The organism is Nitrospira defluvii (assembly GCF_905220995.1).
Taxonomy (GTDB): Bacteria; Nitrospirota; Nitrospiria; order Nitrospirales; family Nitrospiraceae; genus Nitrospira_A; species Nitrospira_A defluvii_C.
Map to the genome: position 1 here is coordinate 1 of NZ_CAJNBJ010000005.1, position 24,705 is coordinate 24,705.

The 24,705-nt window shown below is 60.3% G+C and carries 21 protein-coding genes and 1 pseudogene; 17 read left to right on the plus strand and 5 right to left on the minus strand.

Annotation, left to right across the window (positions count from 1 at the left end; all coding sequences use genetic code 11):
* Positions 1-82: 82 nt before the first annotated feature.
* From KJA79_RS10250 to KJA79_RS10280, 4 genes and pseudogenes are all read right to left on the minus strand, one after another.
* Complete coding sequence (locus KJA79_RS10250) at positions 83-895, minus strand: restriction endonuclease subunit S (protein ID WP_213041950.1); 813 nt, start codon at positions 893-895, stop codon at positions 83-85.
* Positions 892-2,502 (minus strand): class I SAM-dependent DNA methyltransferase, encoded by a 1,611-nt coding sequence (locus KJA79_RS10255; protein ID WP_213041951.1) that lies wholly within the window; start codon positions 2,500-2,502, stop codon positions 892-894. The genes KJA79_RS10250 and KJA79_RS10255 overlap by 4 nt, the downstream gene beginning before the upstream one ends.
* Positions 2,503-3,140: 638 nt before the next feature.
* Positions 3,141-4,296 (minus strand): annotated as a pseudogene (locus KJA79_RS23155) (IS3 family transposase).
* A 136-nt stretch (positions 4,297-4,432) separates the two neighbouring features.
* Positions 4,433-4,753: a Na-translocating system protein MpsC family protein gene (locus KJA79_RS10280; protein ID WP_213041956.1), complete on the minus strand. Its 321-nt coding sequence runs from the start codon at positions 4,751-4,753 to the stop codon at positions 4,433-4,435.
* A gap of 680 nt (positions 4,754-5,433) precedes the next feature.
* Here KJA79_RS10280 and KJA79_RS10285 point away from each other — a divergent pair.
* From KJA79_RS10285 to KJA79_RS10365, 17 genes are all read left to right on the plus strand, one after another.
* Positions 5,434-6,576: a 4Fe-4S dicluster domain-containing protein gene (locus tag KJA79_RS10285; protein ID WP_213041957.1), complete on the plus strand. Its 1,143-nt coding sequence runs from the start codon at positions 5,434-5,436 to the stop codon at positions 6,574-6,576.
* Entirely contained in the window at positions 6,573-7,775 is a 1,203-nt protein-coding gene (locus KJA79_RS10290) for a Re/Si-specific NAD(P)(+) transhydrogenase subunit alpha (RefSeq protein ID WP_213041958.1), read from the plus strand. Before KJA79_RS10285 ends, KJA79_RS10290 begins: the two co-directional genes overlap by 4 nt.
* Positions 7,775-8,068 carry an NAD(P) transhydrogenase subunit alpha part 2 gene (locus KJA79_RS10295; RefSeq protein WP_213041959.1) on the plus strand — a complete coding sequence of 98 codons (294 nt, stop codon included), beginning with the start codon at positions 7,775-7,777 and terminating at the stop codon, positions 8,066-8,068. Before KJA79_RS10290 ends, KJA79_RS10295 begins: the two co-directional genes overlap by 1 nt.
* A complete protein-coding gene (locus tag KJA79_RS10300; RefSeq protein ID WP_213041960.1) occupies positions 8,065-9,453 on the plus strand; it encodes an NAD(P)(+) transhydrogenase (Re/Si-specific) subunit beta in 1,389 nt (462 codons plus the stop codon). Before KJA79_RS10295 ends, KJA79_RS10300 begins: the two co-directional genes overlap by 4 nt.
* 28 nt (positions 9,454-9,481) lie before the next feature.
* Positions 9,482-10,348 carry an FAD/NAD(P)-binding protein gene (locus tag KJA79_RS10305; protein WP_213041961.1) on the plus strand — a complete coding sequence of 289 codons (867 nt, stop codon included), beginning with the start codon at positions 9,482-9,484 and terminating at the stop codon, positions 10,346-10,348.
* A 100-nt stretch (positions 10,349-10,448) separates the two neighbouring features.
* Positions 10,449-11,294 carry an NADH-quinone oxidoreductase subunit B family protein gene (locus KJA79_RS10310; protein ID WP_213041962.1) on the plus strand — a complete coding sequence of 282 codons (846 nt, stop codon included), beginning with the start codon at positions 10,449-10,451 and terminating at the stop codon, positions 11,292-11,294.
* Positions 11,295-11,336: 42 nt separating this feature from the next.
* Positions 11,337-12,644, plus strand: a complete 1,308-nt coding sequence (locus KJA79_RS10315) for a Ni/Fe hydrogenase subunit alpha (protein ID WP_213041963.1) — start codon at positions 11,337-11,339, stop codon at positions 12,642-12,644.
* A gap of 3 nt (positions 12,645-12,647) precedes the next feature.
* A complete protein-coding gene (locus KJA79_RS10320; RefSeq protein WP_213041964.1) occupies positions 12,648-13,139 on the plus strand; it encodes a hydrogenase maturation protease in 492 nt (163 codons plus the stop codon).
* A complete protein-coding gene (locus tag KJA79_RS10325) occupies positions 13,139-13,474 on the plus strand; it encodes a hydrogenase maturation nickel metallochaperone HypA (protein ID WP_213041965.1) in 336 nt (111 codons plus the stop codon). The genes KJA79_RS10320 and KJA79_RS10325 overlap by 1 nt, the downstream gene beginning before the upstream one ends.
* A complete protein-coding gene (gene hypF, locus KJA79_RS10330) occupies positions 13,471-15,801 on the plus strand; it encodes a carbamoyltransferase HypF (protein WP_213041966.1) in 2,331 nt (776 codons plus the stop codon). Before KJA79_RS10325 ends, hypF begins: the two co-directional genes overlap by 4 nt.
* 61 nt (positions 15,802-15,862) lie before the next feature.
* On the plus strand, positions 15,863-17,593 hold the full coding sequence (locus KJA79_RS10335; RefSeq protein ID WP_213041967.1) for an HAD-IIB family hydrolase: 1,731 nt from the start codon (positions 15,863-15,865) through the stop codon (positions 17,591-17,593).
* A gap of 144 nt (positions 17,594-17,737) precedes the next feature.
* The gene (locus KJA79_RS10340; RefSeq protein ID WP_213041968.1) at positions 17,738-17,962 is read left to right on the plus strand and encodes a HypC/HybG/HupF family hydrogenase formation chaperone; all 225 of its coding nucleotides are present in this window, start codon (positions 17,738-17,740) and stop codon (positions 17,960-17,962) included.
* Positions 17,963-17,977: 15 nt separating this feature from the next.
* Entirely contained in the window at positions 17,978-19,102 is a 1,125-nt protein-coding gene (gene hypD / locus KJA79_RS10345; RefSeq protein ID WP_213041969.1) for a hydrogenase formation protein HypD, read from the plus strand.
* 35 nt (positions 19,103-19,137) lie between these two features.
* Complete coding sequence (gene hypE, locus KJA79_RS10350) at positions 19,138-20,190, plus strand: hydrogenase expression/formation protein HypE (protein WP_213041970.1); 1,053 nt, start codon at positions 19,138-19,140, stop codon at positions 20,188-20,190.
* Positions 20,191-20,591: 401 nt separating this feature from the next.
* Complete coding sequence (locus tag KJA79_RS10355) at positions 20,592-21,044, plus strand: cupredoxin domain-containing protein (protein WP_213041971.1); 453 nt, start codon at positions 20,592-20,594, stop codon at positions 21,042-21,044.
* A gap of 20 nt (positions 21,045-21,064) precedes the next feature.
* Positions 21,065-22,345: an MgtC/SapB family protein gene (locus tag KJA79_RS10360; RefSeq protein ID WP_213041972.1), complete on the plus strand. Its 1,281-nt coding sequence runs from the start codon at positions 21,065-21,067 to the stop codon at positions 22,343-22,345.
* Between the two features lie 76 nt (positions 22,346-22,421).
* Positions 22,422-22,967, plus strand: a complete 546-nt coding sequence (locus tag KJA79_RS10365) for a hypothetical protein (protein ID WP_213041973.1) — start codon at positions 22,422-22,424, stop codon at positions 22,965-22,967.
* Positions 22,968-23,425: 458 nt separating this feature from the next.
* Here KJA79_RS10365 and nhaR read toward each other — a convergent pair whose 3' ends face one another.
* Complete coding sequence (nhaR, locus tag KJA79_RS10370; protein WP_213041974.1) at positions 23,426-24,325, minus strand: transcriptional activator NhaR; 900 nt, start codon at positions 24,323-24,325, stop codon at positions 23,426-23,428.
* Positions 24,326-24,705 lie beyond the last annotated feature (380 nt).

Genomic DNA, 24,705 nt, shown 5'->3' on the forward strand with positions numbered 1-24,705 from the left:
TAACAAACGGGGGAAGGTCACAGGAAAGTGCAATCAGGACTGTATTTCTCGGGAAAATCTTCGCTGATGACTCCCTGAGTGCTTACTCGGTAATTCGTTCCTCAGTCGACAAGATGAATCGATCGAGCAATTCCTGGCTCTTTACCCAATCAATTGTTCCATACTCGAAGTAGTCAGGCCGCGTGCGGCTAGGGGTTCCGCCAGAACCGGTATTGTAAAGTTCTCCAAATGTTGTCACCTCCCAGCATTGGGGGATTGGGCCGAGGGAAGAGGGAACCATTTTGACTTTCTCGTGGCCTGGAAAACGGAAGTGAACGAACCACTCGCGGTAGAGGGATCGGGCCATCTCTTCTAGAATCTTGATGCGTCGCTGGTTGTTCTCGATCAGGTCGTCATAGGCCGACAGGATGCCCGCGATTCGGCGTTGCAGAGAAATCGGTGGAACGCGGAAGTCGAACGTCAGCAACTTGTCTACACTCAGGTTATCTTGTGTAGTGCCGCGCGAGACACTCTGCATCTGAAGCTTGAGGGTGTCGATGTAGTATTTAACAAATGCGACATCAGCTTTATCGGGGTCTGGGATAAAGCCGACGATGCTATCTGGGAAGCATCCAGGAATACCGAGAATTGCGGTCTCTGCAATGTTTGCGGCTATGGTGATGCAGAGGGTGCCAGGCTTCCAAATTTTGCTCTGAGCGAGACCTTTCTCATTGTAGGTCTGTGAGTATTCAGTCAGGTGAAAGTTGGCAGCCTTGATGTCTCCGGTCTGGAAGAATGGATAGATTCCACCGTATAGCGACTCGTCATTTCGCGGACGATGTTTTGACTTTCCACGGCCAACGGAGCCGAGCTCGTCCAGCTTACATGCACGCCATTTTGTTGCGGCCTTCGTCACAGCTCTAATATCTCCGCCACATTACGAGCGATGATTTGTTCGAGTTCGCGGGCCTGCGCGTTCAACGTTTCGAGTTCTTCATTCAGCGTTTCGAGCTGTTCCTTGAAATCCTCATCGCTCACAGCTTCACCGGGAGCCACTCCGACGTAGCGGCCAGGATTCAGGCTCCAACCCTGCGCTTCGATTTCTTTGATCGTGGCGGCCTTGCAGAGTCCAGGCACATCGGAGAACTTCAGCTTCTTACCGAAGACTTCTTTCAACTTGGCTTCTGCATCAGGCCCACCAAGGGTGAAGTCTGGCTCTTCGCTTCGATAGAGCCGCACGACGTTCGCCAAGAAGCCAATCTGGCCTTCGGTCCAGTCACGGTGCGCCCGATCCACCTGCCGGTAGATATGCCGCGCATCAAGAAAGAGAACTTTGTCCATACGAGGCGTTTGCTGCTTTCCCTTATCGAAGAACCAGAGCGTGCAAGGCAGCGTGACGGTGTAGAACATGTTTGGTCCGACGGCGACCATGACATCGACGGCACGCGCTTCGATGAGCTGCTTACGGATATCCTGCTCAGATGATCGTGCATCGGAGGCGGAATTGGCCATAACGAATCCGGCCCTACCATTTGCGCTCAGCGTCGAATAGAAGAGCTGAATCCAGAGATAGTTTGCATTGTCCGTGCGCGGCAGGCCGAAGGGATAGCGGCGGCCTTTGCCGACCTCTGCTTCCAGCCGTTCTTTGTCGACCGCGTTCACGTTGAACGGGGGATTGGCCAGGACGAAATCGAACCGGCCGGTGCTGTTGTGCAGATCGTCGTAGTAGGTGATGGCTTCTTTAATATCCCCTTCGAGGCCGTGCATGGCCAGGTTCATGCGGCAGAGGGCGACGGTGGCCGCGACTTTCTCCTGTCCGTGAATGGCGAGTTCCGAGGACGGGTTCTTCTTATGTTCAGCCACGAAGCGGCCGCTCTGAACGAACATGCCGCCGGAGCCGCAGGCGGGATCGAGAATGCGGCCGTGATAGGGCTCCAAGACTTCGACCAGCAGACGCACGATGCCGGACGGCGTGTAGAACTCCCCGCCCTTTTGCCCTTCCGTTCTGGCGAACTCGCCGAGGAAGTATTCGTAGATGCGGCCGAAGGCGTCGTAGTCGATGGTGGCCGGAATTTCGGAGACACGCTTGAGGAGTTCTTTCAGCAGCGTGCTGTTAAAGATTTCGTAGGTCTTGGGCAGCACCCCGGCAAGCTGGGGATTGTGCTTTTCAATCTCGCGCATGGCTTCATTGATCGCCTTGCCGGCATTGCTTCCCTCTGGGAGATGCAAAAGTTTCTCGAAACGGGCGTTCGGCGTGAGATAGAGCACCCCTTCGGCATGGTAGGCGGCTGGCTCGTCCACACGAGAGCCGCGCCGTGACGAGGACGCCATCTTCTCCAGGCCAGAGCGGATCTTTGCAAAGCGGACATCGGCAAAGCGGAGGAAGATGAGACCCAGGACCGGGGTGGAATATTGCGCGGCATTGAGACCGCTGTTGGCTCGCAGTTGGTCGGCAGCATCCCAGAGACGCTTTTCCAGCGCGTCCGTCGCAGTGTCTTTTTCCGATGGGGCAATCCACTGCATGCAGTCACCTCGGTATCCAAGCCTTCAGGCCACGGCAGTGTACCTGAAAACGATCTTTAGCTCGACCCCTTCGGAGGAGGGAAGTTGCAGCACTTTATGGAATTTTAGACGGCGATCGGGAGCTACGGCATGTTGTGCTGGTGATTAGGGGTAGCGACGAGGAGAGGAGTGGACTGAAAAGATGAATCGGGGTTTGAAACGGGGTTCTTCTTGAGTAGAAAAATGACTGGATATGAGCCTCTGATGCCGTTTTACTGCGGTTGGTTTTGGACAACTACTTGGACAACCAATCGGGCGAAACAGGCTGAAAAATGCTGAAATCGTGGTTTTTGGAAGGGGCCGAATGAAGCTGGATTTCAGTAATATTATGAAGGGGATGTGGTGCCGAGGGACAGAATCGAACTGTCGACACCAGCCTTTTCAGGACATGGTTGGTTTTTGTAATGAACTGAAATTGTTGGTCTGTTTCTGTTGTAGTGAGCGTGGACAACCAAATGGACAACCGAGTGGGGAGCTGAGGGACCAATCTTCCATGTGCTTCCTATTACGGTGGAGTATGCGAAGCGCCCGTCAGCGCCGTCTTCTGGCCGTCTATCGAGCCCGTGTGATGACCTTCCCCCAACTCCGTGGACACCGGGTTAGGCGACGGCCGCCCTCGCTTCGTACTCAGCCGGGGAGTGATAGCCGAGCGTCGAATGTCGTCGGTGGCGATTATAGAACACCTCGATGTATTCAAAGATATCCTGCCTTGCCTCTTCACGGGTCACATAGCGCCGTTGGGATACCAGCTCACGCGTGAGTGTCCCGAAGAAGCTTTCGACACCGGCATTGTCCCAGCAATTGCCTTTGCGACTCATGCTGGGAATGAGACCGTATTCATCAAGGCCACGCTGGTAGCTCGTGGCGGCCTACTGACTCCCACGGTCCGAATGGTGGAGAAGCCCTGCCGTGGGAGCCCGCTTCGCCAGCGCCATGGTGAGCGCCTGCTCGGTCAGCTCGACAGTGATCCGCTGGCTCATTGCCCAGCCGACCACTCGGCGTGAGTACAGATCCAGCAGGACAGCCAGAGACAGCCAGCCTTCCAGAGGCCAGACGGACGTGATATCACCCGCCCACACCCGGTTGGGCGCCTCGACGGTGAAGGCCCGCTCAAGGGTATTCGCGGCTACGGGGAACCGATGCTGGGATGGGGTGGTGGCCCTCCACTTCTTCACCGTCTTGGCTCGAATACCGTCTGGCGCATCAGCCGGGCCACGCGATGCTCACCAATGCGGTGGCCCTGTTTAACGAGGGCGTCCCAGATGCGGGGACTACCGTAGGTCTCGCGGCATTCTCGATGGATCACCCGGATGACTGAGAGGGGCGTCCGGTCCGACACCGACCGGGCACTCTCTGGCCGTACACGCCATGCATAATAGCCCGCTGCCGAGACGGCCAAGGCCCGGCACATCAATCGGATCGGATAGCGACGGTCGTGTTCCTGAATGACTCGGTATCTCATCGCGACTCCTTCGCGAAGAACGCCGCCGCACGTTTTACAAAATCCCGTTCCTGCTTTAAGACAGCGTTTTCACGTCGCAGCCGGACGAGTTCCGCCTGTTCGGCCCGTGCCGATTGGCGTGTTTGGCCCTGCCCCTCCGCGTGCGGCTGCTCGGCCCGCCAGCGGTAGAGCAGGTGATCGGCAATCCCCAGATCCCGCGCCACGTGGGTCACAGGCTGTCCTGATTCGCGCACCAGGCGCACCGCCTCCTCTTTAAACGTCTCCGTATACGATCGGCGTGTCTTCGTGCTCATGTGGTCCTCCGATTTCAGAATTCTCCCACGTATGGAGGCGTCTGTGAAATCGGGGGAAGGTCAGTGATGCCTTTTGAGGACAAGATCGACAGGTTCTCCATTATCGAGAAAAGATGGAAAAGGCAGGAGCCATTCATTATATTAAGCTTTCGCTCGCTTCAACGAGCCTGATGACCATCATGCTTTTTCCCGTAAGCGGATCCAGGTCGGTGCGCATTTCATAAATGTGTCCGCCAAGTATTTCAGTGAGCTCTTTAAGCAAACGGTCTTGTCCCGTAGCGAACAGCGCCTGGTGCGTCTGTCTAAGTTGAACGCACCCTTCCTGGGTTTGAGCGAGCCGCACGTCCGCCGGAATCGGCGAGCTTCTGGTCAGGTCCACCTCGATCACATTCTTAAGAAGCCGAACCTGGATGTGCGAATAGTGCGATTGCACGAACTCTTTTTGGAAGTTCAGCACGGCAGCATAATCGCATATTCGACATTAGCCTTGTTCCGAGTCGTGTGTGTCATGGGAGCCTCCAGAGATCATTCAACGAACCCTGCGACCGGTGTGTGGGTCTTCAAGCTTCGTGCTGAACCAGTGCGGTGTTCTGCCCCCGTACAGTTTCTTCGCTGGGGCTAAATGTCCCTCTTGTCTCATGGTGAGCACACCGAGTTACATGAAACATCAGGAAAGTCTCCTCCCGGTTGCTGCGGAGCCAGTAAGGCATTGCTTTTGCTGCTGATGATTGTGCATATCTGCCGGCGCGGCGTTCATGTAATGGCCTCAGATCAAAATGAAGCGGTTGCGGCGGCAAGGTGTCGTGTACGAGGGTCGACAGCTCGGATGATTGTGCAAGCCAGGCGCCGAATGGCCGACCGCTCCGCGCTATCTCGTGAACGCGCGGTCCATTATCGTGTTGCAGCGGCCCACGGTGTACCCGTCATCGTCTTGACTTCAGGAGGGGAGCAGCATGACGAATGGCACACCGTTCTCTGCGGCATGATCTTCCTGGCTCCTGTGGTATGCGTGGCTCGTCACGCTGGGTCGGATGACAGGGACACATGTCAGCGACAGACGCACGTGAGCCGCTGCCGTGATCGTGTCGCCCGACACGATTGTGTTGGATGCGGAGGAGATCGTGATGAAGGAGATGCATGAAGTCCGGGAGTGAGCAGGCCCTAGCGCTTTTGCCGACAGCCTCGTTGCAGCGCCTGATCGATCTGTTGCAGGCCAGGGGCTATCGCGTCGTCGCTCCGACGGTCCGCGACGGGGCGGTCCTGTGGGACACGATCCGGCAGGTTTCGGATCTGCCGATCGGCTGGCGTGATGTGCAGGAACCGGGACACTATCGGCTGGAGAACACCGGCTCAGGCCAAATGTTCGGGGTCGTGCATGGGCCGCAATCCCTCAAGCCCTTCAGCTTTCCCCCGCGCGAGCTGCTCCTCCAAATCGAACGGACCACGAACGGATTCTCCGCTCGCCCGACGCTTCCTCTGCAAGAGAAAGTTGCCATCGTAGGGGCTCGCGCCTGTGACCTCGCCGGGCTGGCCATCCAGGATCAGATTTTTCTGAAAGATGCCTACCGAGACCCCTACTATGAGGCCCGTCGTGAAGGTCTCTTTCTGGTCGCGGTGAACTGCACTCGCGCGCTGGCCACCTGTTTCTGCGCCTCGATGGACACTGGTCCCCAAGCACGAGCGGGCTTCGATCTGGTACTGACTGAATTGGATGAGGTGTTTGTGGTGGAGGTAGGCAGTGCGGCGGGCGAGGAGGTGCTGGGTCAGCTGTCGCTCGCGTCGGCTTCGACGACGCTGGTTCGTCAGACCGAACATCAGATCGAGGCGTGCGCCCGCAGCCAGACGCGGCAGTTGGACCGATCGCATCTCCCACAGGCCCTGTATGACGCCCATGAGCATCCCCGCTGGGACGACGTGGCGAGCCGCTGTCTGGCCTGCGGGAATTGCACGATGGTCTGCCCGACCTGCTTCTGTCATACCGTTGAGGAGACGCCGGATCTCACGCACCAACGAGCCGAGCACACCAGGTTGTGGGATTCCTGTTTCACGCAGGACCACGGCTATATCCATGGAAAAAATATTCGCCCGACGATCAAGGACCGCTATCGCATGTGGCTCACGCACAAACTCGCGTCGTGGATTGATCAGTTCGGGACCTCCGGCTGTGTCGGCTGTGGCCGGTGCATCACCTGGTGCCCAGTCGGGATCGACCTGACCGAAGAGCTGCCGGCTTTGCTGGGGCGTTCGACCCATACCAAGGGGAAGCCGAGCCAAGCATGACGCATACGAAGCAGACCGTCGTCGGAGTGCCGAAGGAGACGTATCCGGGGGAAACGCTGGTGGCGCTGACTCCCGCTCACGTGCCGCTGCTCACCAAGATCGGCTTGCACGTGCTGGTTGAATCCGGAGCGGGAGAGGCAGCGGGATTCGAGGATGAGGAGTATCGGATAAAAGGCGCGCGAGTGGCGAGTGATCGCTCTGAGCTGTTCGCCTCGGCAGAGATCCTGCTCCAGGTCAGAACGCTGGGCGCCAATCCCGACACAGGCCGTCACGATCTGCCCCTCCTGCGCGCGGACCACGTGCTGATCGGGCTGGCCGATCCATTAGGGCGGCCTGAGGCGGCGACGGAGTTAGCCCACCTGGGCGTAACCGTATTTGCCATGGAACTGATGCCCCGGATCGCCCGCGCGCAAAGCATGGACATGCTCTCCTCGCTCGCCACCATCGTGGGTTATAAAGCCGTGCTGTTGGCGGCGGCCAGCCTGTCGAAGTTGTTTCCAATGCTGATGACCGCGGCGGGAACCATTCCACCGGCGCGGGTTCTCGTCATCGGCGCCGGCGTGGCCGGGTTGCAGGCGATCGCCACGGCGCGCCGTTTGGGGGCGGCCGTGGCGGCCTACGATGTGCGTCCGGCGGTGAAGGACCAGATCCAGAGTTTGGGGGCGAAGGTCATCGACGCGCCGGTTGAGGCGGGCGAGGTCGAGGAGTTAAGCGGCTATGCCAAGACATTGGGCGAGCACATCTATCGGAAGCAGCGTGAACGATTGACGCCTGTCGTGGCCGCGAGCGATGTCGTGATCGCCACGGCGGCGGTGCCGGGCAGACCGGCGCCGAGGCTCATCACGGCCGACATGGTGGCACGCATGGCGCGTGGGTCGGTCATCATGGATGTGGCCGCCGAGCGCGGCGGCAACTGCGAACTCACTCGTCCGAACGAAGTCATCGTGCATCATGGTGTCACCGTGCTGGGACCGACCAATCTGCCGAACACGGTGCCGATGCATGCGAGCCAGATGTGTGGAAGGAACCTTGCCAATGTCCTTCTCTACCTGTGTAAAGACGGCTTCTTGCACGTCGATGTGGCGGATGAAATCACGCGTGAGACGCTGGTGACGCGAGGTGGAGCAGTGGTCCATCCGAGGATCGGCGCATTGCCCCGTGCCACACATTATGACGTCGCCGAAGAAGGAAATGCGTGATGGAGACCGCCGTGATCGGGTTGACGATTTTCGTGCTGGCCCTCTTTGCGGGATTCGAAATCATCACGAAAGTGCCGCCCACGCTCCATACGCCGCTCATGTCAGGAGCGAACGCGATTTCAGGGATTACGCTCGTCGGGGCATTGCTGGCTGCCGGGTCCGAACAAGACATCCTTATTAGCGCGCCGGGATTTGTCGCCGTGGTGTTTGCCACGATCAATGTGGTGGGCGGGTTTCTCGTGACGCATCGGATGCTGGCGATGTTCAGACCTCGCCCGAAGAGGGTACCATGAACGCCGCATTCATCAATCTCGGCTACCTGGGCGTCTCGGTCCTCTTTGTGGTGGGGCTCAAGGGGCTCGCGCATCCGCGCACGGCGGCCCGTGGGAATGTGCTGGGCTCGCTGGGAATGTTCCTGGCCGTCGTACTAACGCTGCTCGACCGGCGCATTGTGGGCTTTCAGACGATCGCAGTTGCGCTGTTGATTGGATCGGTCATCGGCGCGACGCTGGCGCTGAAGATCCAGATGACCGCCATGCCGCAAATGGTCGCCGTGCTGAACGGGTTGGGCGGCGGCGCGTCTGTCTTTGTGGCCGGAGCCGGGCTGTTGGAGAACCAGGATGCGGCCATCGCGACGCTCAGCCATTTCACCGCGGCCGCAGTCGCCTCCGGTGTGATCGGCGCGGTGACGTTCTGGGGCAGTCTCGTGGCCTTTGCCAAGTTGCAAGCACTCATCACCGAGAGCGCCGTTCGGTTTCCCGGCCAATACGCGATCAACGCCGGACTGGCCATCGCCGCTGGGGGACTTGGACTCTGGCTGTTGCTGACACCTGCACATCATACCGCCTACTGGCTCGTCGTGGCCGTCTCGTCGTTGCTCGGGTTGTTGCTCGTGCTGCCGGTCGGGGGAGCCGACATGCCGGTGATCATCGCCTTGCTCAATTCCTGCTCCGGGCTGGCCGCTGCTGCGACAGGCTTTGTGCTCAACAACAACGTGTTGATTATTGCCGGGTCGCTGGTAGGCGCGTCGGGATTCATTCTCACCCAGATCATGTGTCGGGCGATGAACCGATCGCTGGCGGATGTGATGGTGGGAGGCGCCCCGCCTGCGAAAAAGGGCCGGCAGGATGAGGAGATCTATACGGGGCGGGTGAAAGCCGGTTCGCCGGAACAAGTCGCCTGGCTCTTCGATGCCGCGCGTCGGGTGGTGATCGTGCCTGGTTATGGGATGGCCGTCTCCCAGGCCCAGCATAGCGTGGCGCACCTCGCCGAACTGTTGCGTGGCCGTGGCATCGAGGTCGAATTCGCCATCCATCCGGTGGCCGGACGCATGCCTGGGCATATGAACGTGCTGCTCGCGGAGGCGAATGTCCCCTACGAGTTGCTGAAAGATCTCGACGAAAGCAATCCCACGTTCGAGCAGACGGATGTGGCGCTCGTCATCGGGGCAAACGACGTGGTCAATCCGCTGGCACGAACCGACCCCACGAGCCCCCTCGCGGGCATGCCGATCCTCGATGTGGATAAGGCGCGGACGGTCGTGGTGATCAAGCGCAGCCTGAGTCCTGGTTTTGCGGGCGTTCCTAATCCGTTGTTCGCCGCCGACAAGACGATCATGCTGTTCGGCGACGGCCGAGCGATGGTGCAAGCGGTGCTGAAAGTATTGAGGGACGGCTGATGAAGCCAGGTCTCGTAGATAGGGAGCCATGATGTCATTTGTACCGACTGTCGACAGTCCCTGGGCCAACCCCTATCTCATCTATGCGGCCACCATTGTGGGCAAGATCCGGGAAGCGGAGGGGATCGACACGTATCGATTGCGCTTCGTCGATGAGCAGGTGCGGCGGCGCTTTCGGTTCGCCCCCGGTCAGTTCAATATGGTCTATCTGTTCGGGGTTGGCGAGGTGGCGATCTCGATCGTCTCGGACCCGGATGAACCACAGTGCCTGGACCATACGATCCGCGTCGTGGGACGAGTGACGAAATCGATTGCGCGATTGCAACAGGGCGACGAGCTGGGCATCCGCGGGCCGTTCGGGCAAGGATGGCCGCTCGATGCCGCGCAGGGCAACGACGTGGTGATCGTGACCGGCGGGCTGGGCTGCGCGCCGGTGGTCGGCGCCATTGAATATATCTTCCGTCGGCGCACCCAGTATGGAAGCGTGAAGATTCTGCACGGGGTCAAGACGCCGCACGACCTGCTCTATCGCGAGCGGTTTGATGCGTGGCGGCGGCATCCTGATACCGAGGTATTGTTGACGAGCGACCAGCCCGACAAGACGTGGCGTTATCATATCGGCGTCGTGACCGAATTGTTCGAACAAGTCCGGGTGGATCCCGCTCGAACGATCGTCTTGATGTGCGGACCGGAGATCATGATGCGTTTGGGCGTGCCGATCTTGATGCAACGCGGGATCCCGGCGACCGCGATCTATGTCTCACTGGAGCGGCATATGGAATGCGGAATTGGCCTGTGCGGCCATTGTCAGATGGGACCATACTTTCTGTGCAAGGACGGCCCGGTGATGCGCTACGATCGGGTCGCGCCGTGGTTGGGGCAGGTGGGAGTGTGAAACCAGGGACCGTGTGTTTCGTTTGTCTGGTTTATCTCGTTCCCTCAAACAAACCAGACGAATCACACAAACCGGAACACAGAGAAGGCGTCTGATAACAATGGGCCAACGTGTACACCAGACAGGGGAGACGAAGAAGGCCGCGCGGCCCAAGCTCGGCATCTTCAAGTTCGCCTCGTGCGACGGCTGTCAGCTTAGCATCTTGAATTTAGAGGATGATCTGCTCGCGATAGGGCAGGTCTTGGACATTGCCTACTTTCCCGAAGCCTCCAGCGACATGAGAAAGGGTCCCTACGACATCGCGTTGGTGGAAGGCTCCATCACCACGCCGGAGGATGCGCATCGGATTCTGTCCGTGCGAGAGCAAGCCACGGTGTTGATCACGATCGGCGCCTGCGCCACGGCGGGCGGGATTCAAGCGTTGCGCAACTGGGCGGATGTCGACGCTTTCAAGCGGGCGGTTTATCCCAGCCCGCAGTACATCCAGAGCCTGAGCACCTCGACGGCGATTTCGGAACATGTGCGCGTCGACTTCGAACTGTGGGGCTGCCCCATCGACAAAGCACAATTGCTCCGGGTGCTCACCGATCTATTAGCCGGTGTGCAGCCACGGCTGCCGACACATAGTGTGTGCATTGAATGTAAACGCCGTGAGATCGTCTGCGTGATGGTCGCCAAGGGGATCCCCTGCCTCGGGCCGGTGACTCGAACCGGGTGCGGCGCGATTTGTCCGAGTATGGGCCGAGACTGTTACGGCTGTTTCGGCCCGGCCGAAGGGATGCATGAAGGTCCCGGACTCCCTCCGAATACGGCCTCGCTGGCCAAAGAGTTTCACCAGAGACTCAACCTCATTCCGGTTGAGGTATTGCGCCGGTTCCGCGGCATCAACGGTGCGGTGAAACCGTTCAGGGAGGAAAGCCAGGCGTGGGAACGCAACGAAGCGTGAAGCATCCCTTGTCGAACCATATGTGCATGTGAGTCTGTAAGTATGAGTGAGTCAAAAGAAACCAAAACCAGAACCATCGCGGTCGACTTGATTGCACGCGTCGAAGGCGAAGGTGCGCTTCGTGTCACCGTGAAGGACGGTATCGTGCTGGATATCGAGCTGAGGATCTTCGAGCCGCCGCGGTTCTTCGAAGCCTTTTTGGTAGGCCGGCATTACGACGAGGTCCCGGACATCGTTGCGCGGATCTGCGGCATCTGTCCTGTGGCCTACCAGATGAGCGCTGTCCATGCGCTGGAGCAGATCTTCGCGGTGAGCGTGGAGGGGGCGCTGCGGGATTTGCGGCGGATGATCTACTGCGGCGAATGGATCGAGAGTCATACGCTCCACATCTACATGCTCCACGCGCCGGATTTCCTCGGCTATGCCAGCGCGATCGCGATGGCCAAAGACCATCCGGAGATCGTGACCCGTGGCCTGCGGCTGAAGAAAGCCGGCAATGCGCTGATGACCCTGCTGGGTGGGCGCTCCGTGCACCCGGTCTCGGTGAAGGTCGGTGGGTTTTCGCGCGTGCCGCTACGCCGTGAACTGGAGGGTCTGAAAGAAGAACTCTTGTGGGCACGTGACGCGGCGGTGGAGACCGTCCGCTGGGTTGCGGGATTAGACTATCCTGATTTTGCACAGGACTATATCTTTGTCGCGCTCCGTCCTCCCGATGAGTATCCCTTCAACGAGGGACCGATCCTGTCCAGTGGCGGAGTAGAGATTTCCGCAGTGGAGTTCGAGCACAATTTCAGGGAAGAGCAGGCGCCCTATTCTACGGCGCTCCAATGCAGACTCAACGGAGCCAGCTATTTGGTGGGGCCGTTGGCGCGCCTGAACCTCAATCACGACCATCTGTCGCCCCTGGGGAAGCAAGTATTGGCGGACTCGAGACTGTCTCTGCCTCTGCGGAATCCCTTTCACGCGATTGTCGCCCGCTCCGTCGAAATCCTGTATGCGATCGAGGAGACGCTGCGGATCATCGACAGGTACGAACCGCCACCCAGCCCTTCGGTTCCGGTGACCGTGCGCGCCGGCACCGGCATGGCTTGCACCGAAGCGCCGAGAGGAATCCTCTATCATCGGTATCGGGTGGATGGTGACGGCCTGATCCGCGAAGCCAAGATCGTTCCGCCCACCTCGCAGAACCAGCGCCGGATCGAAGAGGATCTGCGGGCCTATCTGCCGAGGGTGTTGGATCTCTCGAATGAGCAAGCGGCTATGGGATGCGAAAAAGTCATCCGCTGCTATGACCCTTGCATCTCCTGCGCGACGCATTTTTTGAAGTTGGATATACAGCGTGACGAGTGACGCATGACAAGTGTTGGAATACGACACCCCGTGCGCATCATCGGAGTCGGCAATCTGTTCAGGGGGGATGATGCGGCGGGGCTGCTAGCCGCGCGGCGATTGAAAGCCCTGGTGGGGGACCGCGCCGACGTGATTGAAGCGGAGCTGGCCGGTCTCGATGTGCTGGACTTGATGGCAGAGGCTTCAGCCGTCATCCTGATCGATGCGGCAAGGAGCAGCCAGCCTGCGGGAACGATCCATCGTCTCGATGCGTCTGCCGGGCCGATCTCAGCGGACCTGTTTCCTCATTCGACGCATGTCCTCCATGCGGTGGACGCGATTGAGCTGGGCCGTACATTGGGGCTCCTTCCGCCCCGCGTGATCGTCTACGGGGTGGAGGTTGGTGACACTACGGCCGGCAACGATCTGTCTCCAGCGGTTGCTGAAGTATTGGATCAGGTTGTCGAGCGAGTCTTGCATGAGTTGGAGGGGCTCTCGTGCACGAGTGGCAGCTGATGGCCCAAGTAGTCAAGATGGTGGAGGAGGCGCTCCGCCAAGCTCCCTCTGCGAGACCGTCGGTCGTGAGGCTCATGGTCAGCACGCAGTCTCATTTCTTCGAGCACGATGCGGCGGCGTTGCAGTCGGTCTTTGCTGCGGCCGCAGAGGGGACGGTTGCCGAGCGGGCCATGCTGGAGATTCTGCCGGTTCCCGTCACCGGCCACTGCCGGCTGTGCGGGACTGCCTGCGAGATGAAAGCGCTGCTGCAATGTTGCCCAGGTTGCGGGTCGGCAAACTTGGATGCGGAGCCAGTCCCCGAAGTGGTGCTTCACGAGGTGGTGGTGGAAGAATGAAACAAGAGACCGTGGTTCGCCTGCGTGTCACCGTGGAGGGAACGGTTCAGGGGGTTGGATTCAGGCCGTTCACTTTCCGTGTCGCGCAACAACTTGGCGTGGCCGGGTGGATCACAAACAGCTCTCGTGGTGCGCTGCTGGAACTGGAGGGGCCGGTAGGTGCCGTAGAGACATTTCTCGTGCGCCTGCAGACGGAAGCGCCAGCGACAGCGAAGGTCGATCGGCTGACCGTAGAACCGGCGAGCCCGATGGGAGAGACTGTCTTCGGGATTCGAGACAGTGAAGGCGCGGGCGCGCGGCGCCTAGTGGTGCCGCCCGATCTCGCGATCTGTGCCGATTGCCTGCGTGAGCTGAGCGATCCAATGGATCGGCGCTATCGCTATCCTTTTCTCACCTGTACCCAATGTGGCCCACGCGTCAGCCTCATCACGGACATTCCCTATGATCGCGCCAACACCACGATGAGCCGGTTCGAGCTATGCATGAGCTGTCGAGTCGAATACGAAGATCCGACGAACCGTCGCTTCCATGCCGAACCGATCGCCTGTCCGGCTTGTGGCCCTCGGTTGGCCTTGTGGGATGTCCAGGGACACGAGGTGGCTCGTGAACAGGAAGCTTTGCAGCAGGCCTGCGAGATCATTCGACAGGGTGGGATTGTTGCGGTCAAAGGAATCGGCGGATTTCAGCTGTGGGTGGATGCCCGCTCGGATACAGCCGTGCAACGGTTGCGCCTCCGCAAGACAAGACCGGACAAACCCTTCGCGGTCTTATTTCCATCTGTTTCCGCGGTACGAGAATCATGCCGTGTTGCTCCGGAAGAAGAAGTCTTGCTGCTCTCTCCGGGAGCGCCGATTGTGCTGCTGCGGCAGCGCAATCATTCTGGGCTGGTCCAATCGGTGTCCTCCAACACCCCCTTCGTCGGTGCCATGGTGCCGTCCAGCCCGCTCCACCATCTGCTGATGACGGAGTTGCAAGGTCCGGCAGTCGCCACCAGCGGCAACCGCTCTGACGAACCCATCGTGATCGACGAGCAAGAGGCGCTGGTTCGACTTGCCGGGATCGCGGATGCGTTCCTCGTTCACGATCGAGCGATCGCGCGGCCGGTCGATGATTCAATCGTGCGGGTGGTGGAGGGCGAAACGCTGATACTCCGGCGAGCAAGGGGCTATGTGCCTCGCTCGATCAGAGTGCAGGCGCCCCTTACGAACGGGAGCGCGATGGTTCCGATTCTCGCGGTCGGGGGCCATCTCAAGAACACGATCGCGTTGGCGTATGGCGATCGGGTCATGCTGAGCCAGCACCTTGGCGATCTGTCTACGCTGGAGGCTTTCGAGGCGTTTCGCCGCGCCGTCGATGATCTGCAACGGCTGCTTGCTGTCCAGCCCCAAGTGGTAGCCTGCGATCTTCACCCAGACTATCGGTCGACAATTTTCGCGCAGGAATTCGCCGAGCGCCACGCGGTCCCGCCCGTTCGGGTGCAACATCATCATGCGCATGTGGCCTCCTGTATGGCCGAGCACAACTTAGACGGCGAGGTGCTGGGCGTGGCCTGGGACGGGGGGGGCTCTGGTTCCGACGGCACGATCTGGGGAGGCGAATTTCTCATCGCGGGGTATCCAGGATTCAGGCGTCTCGCCCATCTTCGACCGTTTCGCCTGCCTGGCGGAGAGGCGGCTATGCGTAAACCCTGGCGCTGCGCCTTCTCAGTCCTCTGGGAGACCTATGGAGAGAAGGGAGCCGTTGAAGCGTGTGCTGCCCGGCAATCTGTGAAAAAGGAAGGCGACGCTCTTGCGGCCCTGCTGCACAGAGGGATTGCCTCACCCTGGACCACTAGCATGGGACGACTCTTCGATGCGGTGTCGTCGATAGCTGGCTTGTGTGATGAAGCCAGTTTTGAAGGGCAGGCGGCCATGGCTCTGGAGTTCGCGGCGGAACGGTATGAAAAGAATGTTCCCGGTGACGAAACAGGCTATCCGTTCGCCGTCATGCGAAACGACGGCAACCAAGCCATGTGGGTGGCAGATTGGCGACCGCTGATCGAGTCGCTTATCAAGGAGCGGCGTGAAGGAAGTAGTTCCGAGCGGATCGCGTATCGGTTCCATCTTGCGTTGGTGGATCTGATCGGTCAGATTGCGGAACACGCTACGTTGCCGCGTGTGGTGCTGACCGGCGGATGCTTTCAGAATGTCCTGTTGCTTCGGCTCGCGCGTCGCCGGTTGGCGCGAGCGGGGTTTACCGTCTACAGCCATCGCCAGGTGCCGCCCAACGATGGGGGGCTCTCGCTGGGCCAGGCGATCGTGGCGGCACACAGGTCCGGTGAGAAGTGAAGCGTGAGGAGTGAGGAGCGGAAAAGCTTCATGAAAAGTTGGCAGATGTGAGGGATGACACATGTACCGTCGTGTGATGGCGTTTGATTTTGATGGAACGCTTGCCGTGAATGGGGTGGTGCCCCGTGAACTTGAATGTGCACTCGAGCGATGCCGTGCGGCAGGCTATGCGCTGTTTCTTGTCACAGGCCGGCGGTTTGAAACGGTTTCACTTGGTCGTCTGGGCGACATGTGCACCGGTGTGGTGTGGGAGAATGGCGCGGTCTTGGTGCATACCGCCACCGGTGAGGTCTATTTGCCATTCGGGCAGCTCGAGGAGCGCCTCGTGAAAGCGCTTGTGGAGGCCATGATCCCACTCGAGCGGGGGTTGGCCATCGCGGCGACCTGGGTGCCGCACGACCAAGAGGTGTGGCGCGTGCTCAGCGCCCACGGTGGCGGGGCGGCTGTCGAGTATAACAAAGGGGCGGTGATGGTGCTGCCGTCTGGAGCGGCAAAGGGAGCGGGTTTAGAGCGGCTCCTGACCATCTGCGGGTTCTCGGCACACAATCTTATGGCGTTCGGCGATGCCGAGAACGATGGTTCGATGCTGCGGCTGGCCGAAATCGCGGTGGCTGTGGGGGACGCCCTGCCGGCGGTTCAAGAGATGGCCGATGTCGTCGCGTCTCGTCCCGGGCCGGCGGGCGTGCTGGAGATTCTGGACCGCTACCCTTTGGCCGGTCAGTATCCAGACGCGCTCTTGCGCCGCGAGCGGCGCATTGTGATCGGCCGGGATAAGGGAAACATCGAGGTGTCACTGCCGGGGTCCCGCCTTGCTGGACGGAACCTGGGCGTGTTCGGGGACTCAGGCACTGGCAAATCCTGGGTGGTTGGACTCTTGGCCGAAGGGCTGCACCGCGAGGAGTATCAGGTCCTGCTGGTGGACCCTGAAGGAGACTTCCGGGGTCTTCGGGCGCTCCCGCGATTTGTGGCTCTAGAGGGAGATCGTGTATCCATGCCGGTTCCTTCGGCCGTGGTGGCATTGCTGGAGACCGGCGGTGTGTCAGTCGTGGTGGATCTCAGCCGATATCCCGCCACCTTGCGCATCCCGTATGTGGCCGAGTTGGTGCGCGCCCTCCGCCCGTTGCGTGAGCGCAAGTACCGGCCCCATTGGATTGTCTTGGATGAAGCCCAGCAGCTGTATCCGCCGAGCGGGGGAGAGGCGGCGGACGAGGTAGTCCCTCTGTTGGAACAAGGTGGATGGGCTTTCGTTTCGTATCGACCTGATCGCCTTGATCCGAGGGTGCTCCGTTCAGTGCACCATTGCCTGGCGACTCGACTGGTTGAGCCTGAAGCGGTCCGGGCGGTGCAAGAGCATTGTGGAGAATGCGGACTTCGAGAGGTGAACTTCGCGGAGATCCCGCCCGGCGAAATTCTCTTATGCGAGGGGAAAGTCGCCCGTTTGCGACCGGCCCTCCGTCGGGTTCCGCATATCAGGCACTTCTATAAGTATCTTGAGGGGCCGCTGCCACTCGGCAAGCGCTTCTGGTTTCGGGACGCGCAGGCGAGTGTGGGGCAGGAAGCGGCCAGCCTGTATGAGTTTGTACAGCTCATCCAGACGGTGCCGTGTGCAAGTTTGGAGTACCACGACCGTCGAGAGGATTTCTCACGGTGGGCGGAGGGGGCCTTGGGCGATGCGGACCTTGCCGCGCGTCTGCGTAAGCTGGCACATCGGCAACTCGAAGGGAAAACGCTTCGGGAGGCCCTCCGGCAGACGGTTGCTGGCCGGTACGAGGAACTGAATGCGCTACGCTAAGCGGTCACGACAAGAGGACCACACGAGTCATGCCTGCTCGCCTCTCCCGAGTTCACTTCGCCAGGTGCCGCCCAATGACGTGGGACTCTCTCTTGGACGGGCGGTCGTGGCGGCGGCTCACTTTTCAAACAGAAGGTAATAGGAATGTGCTTAGCGGTTCCCGGGCAAGTCCTCAGTATCACGGATGACCAACTCCGTACCGCCACGGTGTCCTTCGGCGGCGCCATGAAAGAGGTCTCGCTTGCGCTCGTGCCAGAAGCTGACGTCGGGGACTATGTGATCGTGCATGTGGGATTTGCCATCAGCAAACTGGATGAGGAAGCGGCCCAGCGGACGCTAAGAATGTTGCGGATGATCAGTGAGGAGTAAGGAGCGTCTCTCACGATGAAATACGTCGATGAATACAGAGAGCGTGCGACCGCCGCGGCATTGGCCGAGACGATACAGCAGATGGTGCGCCGTCCCTGGACGATCATGGAAGTCTGCGGCGGACAAACTCATGCGATTGTGCGGTTCGGTCTCGATGCCTTGTTGCCGCCGAACCTCACCCTAGTGCATGGGCCTGGCTGTCCCGTCTGTGTTACGCCGATCGGCTTAATCGACCACGCGCTCCACCTCGCGTCGTTGCCGCGAGTGATCTTCTGCTCTTTCGGGGACATGCTGCGCGTGCCTGGCTCGCAGGGGGATCTGTTCGGCGTCAAGGCTGCGGGGGGAGATGTCCGCATCGTGTATTCGCCGCTGGATGCGTTGGAGTTAGCCCGCGCGAACCCTGATCGCGAGGTCGTGTGTTTCGCGGTGGGGTTCGAGACGACTGCGCCGGCCTATGCGATGGCGGCGATCCATGCGCGGCGCCTGGGTCTCACCAACTTCAGTCTGCTCGCGGCCCATGTGCTCGTGCCGCCGGCCATGGAAACCATTCTGTCCGCTCCCGGCTGTCTCGTGCAGGGATTTTTGGCGGCCGGGCATGTCTGTACGGTCATGGGCTATGAAGAGTACGAAGACCTGGCGCGCCGCTATCGCGTGCCCATCGTGGTCACGGGGTTTGAGCCGATCGACATCCTGGAAGGGATTGCGATGCTGGTTCGCCAATTGGAAGAAGGACGGGCGGGCGTCGAGAACCAGTACAGCAGATCCGTGCGCCGCGAGGGCAACGTGGCGGCGCAAGCGGCCGTGCGAGAAGTCTTCGAACCGACGCTGCGGGCCTGGCGTGGCATCGGCGACATTCCTCAGAGCGGTCTGAGACTCACGCCGGCCTATGCCGGCATCGATGCGGCGGCGCGATTTCGTGACGCGCTCGCCCAAGCCGGGTCGGTGGGTGCAGAAGATCCCGACTGTCGGAGCGGTTTGGTGTTGCAGGGCTTGCTCAAACCGCCGGACTGCCCGGCCTTTGCCACGCGCTGCACGCCGGAGCAACCGCTCGGCGCGCCGATGGTGTCCAGTGAAGGAGCCTGCGCCGCGTATTACCGCTATAGACGGGGTGCGGGGCACGGGGCGAGAGGCGAGAGGTAATCAGCATAGCAAAAGGAAATGGGAGAAAGGAATCCATGGCAGACCACCAAGCACTGCACCTGCATTGTTCCGTGCCGGTGAGAAGCGCGACCGTGCAGCTGGCGCATGGCGGGGGCGGGCGCCTCATGCAGGAGTTGATCCGGGACATATTCGTCCGGGCTTTTGACAACCCGATGCTGGCGCAATTACATGACGGCGCGACCTGGCCGGTGGCCGAAGGCACCCTCGCCTTTACCACGGATTCCTACGTGGTATCTCCATTGTTCTTCCCCGGCGGGGACATCGGGAGCTTGGCCGTGCATGGGACGATCAATGACCTCGCCATGTGCGGCGCCATGCCGCTGTATCTGAGTGCTGGGTTTATCCTGGAAGAAGGCCTCAGCATGGAGACGCTGCAGAACGTGGTGGAGTCCATGGCCAAGGCGGCGGAAGAGGCGGGGGTGCAGGTCGTGACCGGAGATACGAAGGTGGTGGATCGGGGCAAAGGCGACGGGGTTTTTATCAACACTGCCGGGATTGGAGTCGTGCCGCCTGGTATTCGGATCGGGCCGGATGAGGTGAAATCAGGTGATGCCATCTTGCTGAGCGGAGATCTGGGGTCTCACGGCGTCGCGGTCCTCAGCGTGCGTGAAGGGTTGCGCTTCACCGGCGAAATCGAAAGCGACTCGGCGCCGTTGCATCGGGTCGTGCGGGACCTGCTGGGAAGTGGAGTGCCTGTCCATTGTCTGCGCGATCTGACTCGCGGCGGCCTGGCCAGTGCGCTCAATGAACTCGCTGTCGGGGCGAACTCGGGTATGACCATTGAAGAATCGCTCATTCCTGTGCGCGAGTCTGTGCGCGGCGCATGCGAACTGCTGGGGCTCGATCCCTTGTATGTCGCGAACGAAGGACGGTTTATCGCCTTCGTGCCGGAATCGCATGTGGATGAGGCGTTGGCCGCCATGCGCCGACACAGGGTCGCGCATCAGGCGGTTCGCATCGGCTCGGTCACGGATGTCGGCTCTCCCATCGTTGCGTTGCGCACGGTGCTGGGAACACACCGCATCCTCGATCTGTTGTCGGGCGAGCAACTGCCTCGCATTTGCTAACAGGTGGCAGGCAGGAGAGGCCGCTCGCGCGAAAGGAAATCGTATGGATAAAGTAGGCCTTGGGATTGGTAGCGGTCATTGCGGGGCTGGTGGGGGCTTTTGCCCTCTATTAAGGGGCGGCAGAAGGGACAATAGTTCTTTCATCAGCCATGCGGGAAGCCACGGCTGTGAAGCCGTGGAGGAATGCGTAGCGGGTGTCCGCCGAAGCCTTGGTGAAGGCGGACATGGTTCGGCGGGTTCGCCGAAGAAACCAAAGGGACCACGGCTGTAAAGCCGCGGGGCTCCGACGTGGGGGAGAATAAGGATGTAGAAAAAGGCGACGACCGAGGACGTCCGCGTATCGTGACGATAAGTCGAATGATAGTCACAATAGGCACATACAGACGAGAGGGAGGTGATGCATGGTGGAACGAACACGTCAGATCTCTAGTTTTTTCAGCCGAGGGCTCGTCGCGCTCGCGTGCCTGGTTGTATTCCAAGTCGGTCTGGTTCAAGCCACTGACTCCACTGAGGTGGCGCAAGAGCAACGGATTGAGATCGTCATTCGAGATTCGGCCTTCCTCCTGACCAAGCCCGCCCCGATCCGGCCCGGGCTATCCACTGTCATCGTTCTCCGAAACGAAGACATCATCCGGCACGGCTTTACCTCGCCGATGTTGTTTGGCTTGTTGGTGCATGCGGAAGGCGAAGGGATCGCTTCCTATGGCAAGGGTATTGAGGGGGTTTATGTGGATCCCGGGAAAACGCTTGTGATCCGGTTTACGACGGAGCGCCCCGGAAGTCATCCCTTTCGCTGCGATCTCCATCCGCAGATGAAAGGGGAGTTCCTGATGTTGGAAGTTCTGGCGGTCTAGCCTGGATGAGCAATCATGAGATGGCTTTTGACGAGATCTTCTGGGGGTTTCTGATCGCGCTGGGCGCTGGAGCGCTCATCGGCCTGCAACGCCAGCAGTCCAGGGATGAGGAAAAAGGCCCCGGCGTCGGCGGCCTTCGGACCTTTCCGCTCATTGCGTTGGCCGGCGCCCTCTCCACATTTATCGCACATACGATGGGGATGTGGCCCATGCTGGGTGCCATGGTGGTGATCGGCGTTTTCCTGGCCGTCTCGCAGTATCAAGAGTCGAGCCGAAGCGCGGACCCGGGGATTACCACGCAAGTGGCGGCCCTCATCACCTTTCTCCTGGGGGTCCTGGCTCTCTCGCCTGGGATTCCCTTGCCTGTCGGAGACCGCTATCTCCTGATTGTCGCCAGTGCCGGTGTGGTGATGGCCCTGCTGTCGTTCAAGGAGCCGCTGCACCAGGCGGTGGCCCGCATCTCCGATGACGATCTGTACGCGACGGCGAAGTTTGTGGTGCTCGCGGTGGTCGTTCTGCCGTTGCTGCCCAACCGCACCTACGGTCCCTTCAATGTCGTAAATCCCTTCCATGTGGCGCTCATGGTCGTGTTGATCGCAGGGATGAGTTTCCTCGGGTACATCGCGATGCGGATTGCCGGTCCGCGTCACGGCCTCCTGGCGACCGGCATGCTGGGGGGACTGGTGTCCTCCACGGCCGTCACGATCAGCCTGGCGACGCGGGCGCGGGAATCACCGCCGATGGTTGCGCTCGCCGCCGTCGCGACGGTGTTGGCGTCGAGCACCATGTTTCTGCGTATGCTCGTCGTGATCGGAGTCGTCGCTCCCAATCTGCTCACGAGTCTGATCTGGCCGTTGTGGATCATGGCGCTCGGCGGCTATGGGACGGCGCTGCTGTTCTATCTCAAGTCGCGTGCGATTCTCCACGAGGTGCCCCCTGTTCTTTATTATAATCCGCTCGAACTGGGCACGGCGTTGAAGTTCGGCCTCTTTTATGCGGTCGTGATTGTCGTGGCCAAAGGCGCGCAGATCGTCCTCGGCGACCAGGGACTCTATGCCTCCAGTGTGCTGGCCGGGACAACCGATGTCGATGCGATCACCCTCTCGGTGGCTCGGTTTCACCAGGAGGGATTGGATACGCGGACCGCGGCGACCGCGATCACGGCGGCGGCGATGACGAACACGATCACCAAAGCGGCTCTTGCCGCCTGGTTCGGCGGCAAACCGTTGGCCTGGCGGGTGGCGCTGGGCTTGGGTGTGGCATTGGCCGGCGGCGCTGTGACGCTGGTCTTCACCACATAGCCCATAGCGCAAAGTGGCTGGGAACAATCATGGGTGGCATTGTGTTCCGCTTGTACGCACAGAAGACACTATGTAGGTGCTCGTCCTGAACTGCGGCAGTTCAAGCCTGAAATTCCGGGTGGTAGACATCCGCGATGAGACGTCGACCACCATGATCAGCGGAATGGTGGATCGCATCGGCGGTGAGGCGAGGCTGCGGCCGGCTCACGGTTCCCTGTCGGACGCGGAAGTCCGGTCGGACATTCGCAACCACGACCAGGCTGTTCGGTGGGTGCTCGACCGTTGCCAGCGGTGTGCGGTCGAGGCCGTCGGCCATCGCGTGGTTCATGGGGGCGCCAACTTTCAGCAACCCGTCCGCATCGACGCGACCGTCACGGCTGAGATCGAGCAGCTCGGCAAGCTGGCGCCGTTGCACAACCCGGCGTGTCTGGCTGGGATCACCGCTGCCCAGCGCGTACTGGGTTTCGATGTGCCCATGGTGGCGGTCTTCGACACGGCCTTTCACCGCAGGATGCCGGAGCGAGCGGCCATCTATGCGATCCCACAGGGCCTGGCCGCGCAGTATCGCATCCGGCGCTATGGGATCCACGGGATCGCCCATGCGTCGCTCTATCGTTCATGATCGTGTCCGCCGTGGAAATCCGATGACGGAGAATCGCTTTTTCTCACCCCGCCAGGTCATCCCCCAGTAGTCTCACGCCCGTACGTTGGTTCCCGTGCAGACTCATGCGGATCGCGACTCGACCCTCACGCAACCACTGTGCGTGGCACAGATTCCGAGTGAATGCAGTTGCGCTGTCGCCATTCGCATCACTGACCTCGTACCTTCGCGACCGCATCATTCCGAGGGGATCGTGTGCCAGCGTGATGCGTTTCCCGATGTCCGAACCCGTGCCGTATCAAATCAATACTCACGCCTGCGCCCCTTTATGACCCACCGGTTCACAGCGCCCCCACGGGGCCAGAACCTCCATGCACGGAGCACTTCATGAGCCGCGACCGCACGGTCCGTGGACTGGATGGTCAGAATAGGGCGCGGGGTCTATCGAGGCGCATACCATCGTCCGTTGTTCAGGGGTCCTAGGTCAGGAGTTCCCGGCGTGCTGCCTCGAAGATCGTTCGCACAGCGGGATGCTCCAGCTTACGCTCCACCGTGATCGCGTAAAAACGCTGTTTGACGCCATCCACTCGGCCCAGCATGCGCACCTGATACTGCCGGCAGATTTCCTTCTCCATGACGGTCGAGCCCGGAAAAATCCCGTACCCATCGTGACCGATCGCCTTCAAGGTCGCGCTATCTTCAAATTCTCCGATGATGTTGGGGTGAAGTTCCTTGCGAACCAGCCAGGTATCTAAGAGCCGGCGGAGTGTCGCGTGAGAGGTCGGCAATAAGAACGGGGCACCTTCCAATGACTGCGGGAAGTTCCGGCGATAGCGCGTTGCGAGCTTCGCTGTGGCAAAGAGAGTGATGGTGGATTCCCCCATCAAGTGGCTATAGGCTTGGACGTTGACGGTCGAAGGCGCCTGCGTGTCGCCGATGACGAGATCCAGCCTGTGAATCGCGAGGTCGGCCAAGAGCCGGTCCAGTGTGCCTTCCAAGCAGACGATGCGTGCGAGGTAGGAGAGCGTGAACGCGGGCTTCAGAATCCGGGTAGCGAGCAGCTTCGGCACCGCATCGGCGATACCGACGGTAAGGCGCATGGATCGCCCGCCGCTACGGCCTTTGACCGTGTTCATCAAGTCTTGTCCCAGGGAAAAGATATCTTCTGCGTAGCCGAATACGACTCTCCCCATCTCCGTCAGGATTAAGTGTCGCCCCGATCGAGCGAACAACCGTTCGCCCAGAGCTTCTTCCAAGACCCGTATCTGCGCGCTGATGGTCGGTTGAGCCAGACGGAGCTCTTCACAGGCTTTGCGCACGCTTCCGTGTTTAGCGACCGACCAGAAATACAAGAGATGGTGATAGTTCAGCCATTCCATGGCTGGAGAGTATACATCGAAATAACCGATGGCTCTAGCGTGAATTATCTATTTTTCAATGCGGCGATTGATTGCTATCGTGGGGCTGTCGAGAGAGAAAGGAATCCACAACCGAACAGGAGGCCCCATCATGGTCACGACGCAACGATTGAGGATTCTGTCTCCGCTGGGGCTCGGTGTTGTCCTCTTCGTGGCGCCCGCGTGGGCAGAGATAGACCATCGGGTTGGTTTACCGCCCCTGCAGGGCCGGCCGCCTGTGGTCGTAAATGAAGGACAACTCCATGGGACGGGCTCGATAACCACTCATCGTGACGGTCTGTCGCCGGGTTCACACAACGCGGGGCGTCTCAATTGGGAGCGCGTGGAAGGGAGAGTGGCTA

Bases quoted from the DNA above. Each gene is read 5' to 3' on its own strand.
- KJA79_RS10255 (WP_213041951.1), bottom strand. From the start codon at position 2,502: ATGCAGTGGATTGCCCCATCGGAAAAAGACACTGCGACGGACGCGCTG.
- KJA79_RS10285 (WP_213041957.1), top strand. From the start codon at position 5,434: ATGAAGTCCGGGAGTGAGCAGGCCCTAGCGCTTTTGCCGACAGCCTCG.
- KJA79_RS10290 (WP_213041958.1), top strand. From the start codon at position 6,573: ATGACGCATACGAAGCAGACCGTCGTCGGAGTGCCGAAGGAGACGTAT.
- KJA79_RS10295 (WP_213041959.1), top strand. From the start codon at position 7,775: ATGGAGACCGCCGTGATCGGGTTGACGATTTTCGTGCTGGCCCTCTTT.
- KJA79_RS10300 (WP_213041960.1), top strand. From the start codon at position 8,065: ATGAACGCCGCATTCATCAATCTCGGCTACCTGGGCGTCTCGGTCCTC.
- KJA79_RS10305 (WP_213041961.1), top strand. From the start codon at position 9,482: ATGATGTCATTTGTACCGACTGTCGACAGTCCCTGGGCCAACCCCTAT.
- KJA79_RS10310 (WP_213041962.1), top strand. From the start codon at position 10,449: ATGGGCCAACGTGTACACCAGACAGGGGAGACGAAGAAGGCCGCGCGG.
- KJA79_RS10315 (WP_213041963.1), top strand. From the start codon at position 11,337: ATGAGTGAGTCAAAAGAAACCAAAACCAGAACCATCGCGGTCGACTTG.
- KJA79_RS10320 (WP_213041964.1), top strand. From the start codon at position 12,648: ATGACAAGTGTTGGAATACGACACCCCGTGCGCATCATCGGAGTCGGC.
- KJA79_RS10325 (WP_213041965.1), top strand. From the start codon at position 13,139: ATGGCCCAAGTAGTCAAGATGGTGGAGGAGGCGCTCCGCCAAGCTCCC.
- hypF (WP_213041966.1), top strand. From the start codon at position 13,471: ATGAAACAAGAGACCGTGGTTCGCCTGCGTGTCACCGTGGAGGGAACG.
- KJA79_RS10335 (WP_213041967.1), top strand. From the start codon at position 15,863: ATGTACCGTCGTGTGATGGCGTTTGATTTTGATGGAACGCTTGCCGTG.
- KJA79_RS10340 (WP_213041968.1), top strand. From the start codon at position 17,738: ATGTGCTTAGCGGTTCCCGGGCAAGTCCTCAGTATCACGGATGACCAA.
- hypD (WP_213041969.1), top strand. From the start codon at position 17,978: ATGAAATACGTCGATGAATACAGAGAGCGTGCGACCGCCGCGGCATTG.
- hypE (WP_213041970.1), top strand. From the start codon at position 19,138: ATGGCAGACCACCAAGCACTGCACCTGCATTGTTCCGTGCCGGTGAGA.
- KJA79_RS10355 (WP_213041971.1), top strand. From the start codon at position 20,592: ATGGTGGAACGAACACGTCAGATCTCTAGTTTTTTCAGCCGAGGGCTC.
- KJA79_RS10360 (WP_213041972.1), top strand. From the start codon at position 21,065: ATGGCTTTTGACGAGATCTTCTGGGGGTTTCTGATCGCGCTGGGCGCT.
- nhaR (WP_213041974.1), bottom strand. From the start codon at position 24,325: ATGGAATGGCTGAACTATCACCATCTCTTGTATTTCTGGTCGGTCGCT.